Below are 4397 nucleotides of genomic sequence, written 5' to 3' on the forward strand. Positions count from 1 at the left end.
ACGCGCCCGCGTCCCCTGCAATACGGGCATAGCTTTGGCGCGATAATAACAATTATGTTAAATCAATGCGCTGGCGGCACGAATCTTGCATAAGTGTCTGCGCCGGGTTCTTCGCCCAGGAGCCGAAGTAATGATCGGATTTGACCCCAAGGAAATAGCCCGTGCAGGCTTGGCGCACCGCGCCTTCGACGTCGCCTAGGCCATATACCGCATCTGCCGCTACCCATGAAAAGGGTACATCCGCCGCCAGCGCACGCCTTATCATCTCGACCCAAGGCGGGCTTGGCGGCAAAGGACACAGTCTCTGGAACATGGGTGGCGGCAAGCTTTGTCCGATCACCAGTCCAGCTCTTGGGCAAGTAGAGGGCTCGATCGACAAAGGCATGACCCCGAGCCGAAACATAGGTCGCGAACACCGATCTGGCAGTTTGTTGTCTTGCCTGCCGAACCGGTATATTGGTGTGCGACACCGCAGGTGGCATCGCCCTTCTTAAGGAAGCCGGTCTCGTCGATGGCCAGAACAGCGTCATCTGGGGCAAGGTTCTCTACGACATAGTCACGCACGATGTCTTGAAGACCGTCTGCGTCCCAGCGCCCGCGACCCAGAATGGCCTGCTGTCGCCAGGGCTCAGGATCTCCGGCCGCCTCTGCACGCATCCATCCTGTTTTGCGCCGTTTCTCACCCAACAAACCATCCAGGAAAAGATTGGCCGATGCCGCAACGCGTTCCTGGGTGAATAGCACGCGCATGCGAGCCTTCACGTCCCGCAGCGACGATGCCCAAAGCTCCAGTGTCGTTTCAATCGATGCGCCCGTCATCCACGGCCTCCCTACCATGGAGACCTATTGATTCAGAATTTCAATCAATATGCAACTGTAATGCTAGTTGTCTGGTTGCGACACATCATTGGCGTAATATAGTACGTCGTCGACTTTAGTCATAAGATCGTCCGGTGCCGTCGGCTTGTAAAGAGGATTGGCGAGCGCGGGCATAAGGCCGATCCGCTCCTCTACCTTCTGGCATGGCGAACTGCCGTGGAGCACGCGCTGTCGTCGCCGATTGTAGGCACGGTTGAAGCCGGTCAGCAGGATTTCGAGATCAGCATGGCCGGCGACGTTGATGCCCATCACTTCGCTGGCGATGCGGCCGTTGAAGCGTTCGACCATGCCATTGGTTTGCGGCGTATAGGGTCGCGTCGTGCGGTGAACGACCTTGATCTTCGCGCAGGCGCGTTCGAAATCGTCGGCGGTAAAACAGGATCCCCGGTCTGTCAGCACATGGGTGATGCGGAAGGGGAAAGCCCTTCTGGCGGCCTTGAGGAAGGCGACGGCGTTGGCAGCATTTTCAGCATCGTAGACGGCCAGATGGACGAAGCGTGAGCAGCGATCGATGGCGACATAAAGGAAACGCTTGCGAGTTTCGCCGTCCGCGGTGCGCAGCTTGGGCAGATGTTTGACGTCGATATGGACAAAGCCCAGGTCATAGTCCTGGAAGCGCCCCTGTCCTTTACGCGGCTGCGCCGTGGGCTTGGGCGGTCGTCGATTGAGCCCTTCGGCCTTGAGTACCCTGTAGATGCTGTCGCGATTGAGGTGTGGCAGGAAGTGCCGGAGCACGAAGGTCAGGTCATCCAGGGCAAAGCCTGTCGCCCTGCGTACAGCACAGATGATCGCGCGTTCTTCCTCATTCATACGCCAAGCCAGACGATGGGGCCGACTTGGGCGATCCAGGATCGCCTGCTCTCCTCGCTTGCGCCATTTGCGGACCGTCTCATCGCTGATGCCATAGCGTTTCGCCACGACACTGGCAGGCTCGGTCGAACGGGCAATTTCCGCCCTTACAGCAGGCGTGGTTCGAGCCTGGGGATGTATCTGCACCATCACGAAACCTCATCAGCAAGGACGGCAAAGCGCCACGCGTGATCCGCGATGGCATTCTTTACCATATCCCAATGATGTGTCGCAACCAGACAGCTAGTCCAGTCGTAGAAGCTATTACCACCCTTTGATTCCCTAGTTCAGATGCCTGCACGTATGCCGAACGATCACCATGGGACGCTCGCATCACGATCTAACGGTGATGAAAAGCCATCGTGCTTGCCTATAGAAGGCAAGGAACGCGAGTCACACCCCGGAGCGCAGGGCACGGCGCGCTTCCTCAGTGATGGCGTACATGACCTGACGCTGCGCGCCGCGATTGTGATGATCGACCCGATATCCTTGATATCGCCTTTGGACTAATCCGGCTCGAACCAGTTCTGAGACGGCGCGACTGACGTTAGTTCGACCGGAAATCCGGATGCGCTCGCGTACCAGATCGTCGATCAAGGCGCCTGCTGCCGCGCTATCTTCTGGTAGCGCATTATCGTCCTCCAGCGCGCGTCGAACCTTTCCGGCGATCGCGAGCCGGCGGGGATCGCGCTGGGCGACCGGGGTCAGAGCGTCAGATAACCAGTCTCGAACCGGAATCCGCGTCTCGCCCGCTCGGACGAACGGACCGGCCGAGCCAGTTTTCGCACTCAATTGCGCGATCAGATTCAGCACCATGAAGCTGTACCGGGGGCGCTCGCAAAAGTCGGCCAGTCGCTCGAGGATACCAGGCACGTCGAGCACCGGTTGTTCCGAAACGCTGGCCGGTTCCGAGGTCGCCTCTGTGGCAAAAAGATCAGGCTGAAACATCAGAACATTTGAAGCACAATAAGAACGGAATGTGAATCCGTTATCGACCGGCTAAGGCGGTTGGACCAGTCGTGGCACTTCACCGAAGCGCAGCGGCTATTAGAGCGTGAGGTCACTAACTCGCTAGATCCTCGCTACCCACAGAACTGAGGACCGTGGCACTTTACCGACGGGTGAAGTGCCGCGGTTGGCATGCGATGTCCTCCGCAAAATACGGGCCGTTTGCGGGAGGGAGCGAAATCCTACGCTAAGGATTTTGGCCAGCGATATTCGCCGGTGAGGTTGATTTGCTCCCAAACCAGCGGTGAGAAATGGGCGAGGAGATCGGGTGGGACGGTAGCGCCATTAGCGGATCGACCGGTGACGACATCGCTGAGCTTAATCTTATTCCAGAAGATGATGATGGCGGCGAGGAAGTTCATGCCGGCGATGTGATAATGCTGACCTTCACCCGATCGGTCCCGGATTTCACCGCGCCGATGGAAGCTGATGGCGCGCTTCAGCGCATGATGGGCTTCACCTTTTTTGAGGCCGATCTGGGCCTCGCGCTGCAAACCGGCGTCTAGAGTCCAGTCGATCATGAACAGCGCCCGTTCGACAAGACCGACTTCCCAAAGGGCAAGGGCCAGCTCATTTTGACGAGGATATGAAGCCAGCTTCCGCAGAATCTGGCTGGGGGCGACAATGTCGGCGGCGATCGTGGCCATGACCCGCAGGATGTCGGGCCAGTTCCGCTCGATGAGGGGCTCATTGATCTTCCCGCCTACCAGACCCCGCACATTGGCCGGCGTCGCACCGGGGGTAAAGGCATAGTGTCTTTTCTGTTGCAGGTCGCGGATGCGTGGCGCGAACCTGTAGCCGAGAAGCGAGCAGGCGACGAAGACGTGATCGGTAAATTCGCCCGTATCGGCAATGTGCTGACGGACATGGCGGCCTGCGTCATTCATGAGCAGCCCGTCGAGAATATAGGGTGCCTTTGCTGACGGTCGCCGGGATGACCTGGGTAGCAAACGGCGCGTATTGATCAGAGACATGGCTGTATCCTTTCAAGCCTGGGACATTGCCGTATTTGGCGTTGACCATGTTCATCGCTTCGCCCCGCTCGGTCGCGAGGAAGAACTGTCCGTCGCTGGAGGCGGAGTGCCCCTGTCCCCAGAACGCGGCCATGGGTAGATCGGCATGTGCCTCCAAGATCAAGGCGAGCGCCCGATCATAGGCCCTGCCTTCAACATGCCAACGCGCGCTCCGCAGCAATTGGACACCTTCTGTCATTGGGTGCGGGACTGCAAGGTAGATCGACTTGGGGTTCATGCTTCTGTCCGTGATCGACGCGTGGTCGTCACATGATGCGGTCGGAAAAATCAGGGTAGCCGATCTCGAAAACGGCGTTGATCGCCAAAGCGTCCAGCGGCTTGTCCCTGACCATCGTCCCCTCGCCGGTCACCCGCAGGGGACCTCTACGTAGCTGAGTATCCGGGCATCTTTTCTCTCCTCGAAGGCTATGCCGGCTGGCCGTACCTGAAGTCGGCTTCATCGACCCACATCCGGTGCAGAATGATGCCAAGCTTGCGGGCGAGCGCGACCTTGGCGCGCTTCGCGCTGCGGCGCTTGGCGATATTCATTGCCCAGGCCTTGATCTTCGACCATTTCGCCACGCGCGTCATCAGAACGTGCGCTGCCTCGAACAGAGCGACCCTGACCGCCGGATCACCGGCACGACT

At 58.9% G+C, this 4397-nt stretch carries 2 protein-coding genes and 3 pseudogenes; all 5 read right to left on the reverse strand.

Annotated features, from left to right (window positions below):
* Window positions 1-103: 103 nt before the first annotated feature.
* Window positions 104-837: pseudogene (locus LH128_RS32415) on the reverse strand (IS701 family transposase); the annotation flags it as partial.
* A gap of 45 nt (window positions 838-882) precedes the next feature.
* A complete protein-coding gene (locus tag LH128_RS22735) occupies window positions 883-1878 on the reverse strand; it encodes an IS481 family transposase (RefSeq protein ID WP_037520950.1) in 996 nt (331 codons plus the stop codon).
* A gap of 243 nt (window positions 1879-2121) precedes the next feature.
* A complete protein-coding gene (locus LH128_RS22740) occupies window positions 2122-2676 on the reverse strand; it encodes a hypothetical protein (protein WP_008832040.1) in 555 nt (184 codons plus the stop codon).
* Between the two features lie 242 nt (window positions 2677-2918).
* Window positions 2919-3933 (reverse strand): annotated as a pseudogene (locus LH128_RS22745) (Tn3 family transposase); the annotation flags it as partial.
* Window positions 3934-4175: 242 nt separating this feature from the next.
* Window positions 4176-4397 (reverse strand): annotated as a pseudogene (locus tag LH128_RS22750) (IS110 family transposase); the annotation flags it as partial.

The organism is Sphingomonas sp. LH128 (assembly GCF_000293195.2).
In the GTDB taxonomy this organism is placed as follows: Bacteria; Pseudomonadota; Alphaproteobacteria; order Sphingomonadales; family Sphingomonadaceae; genus Novosphingobium; species Novosphingobium resinovorum_A.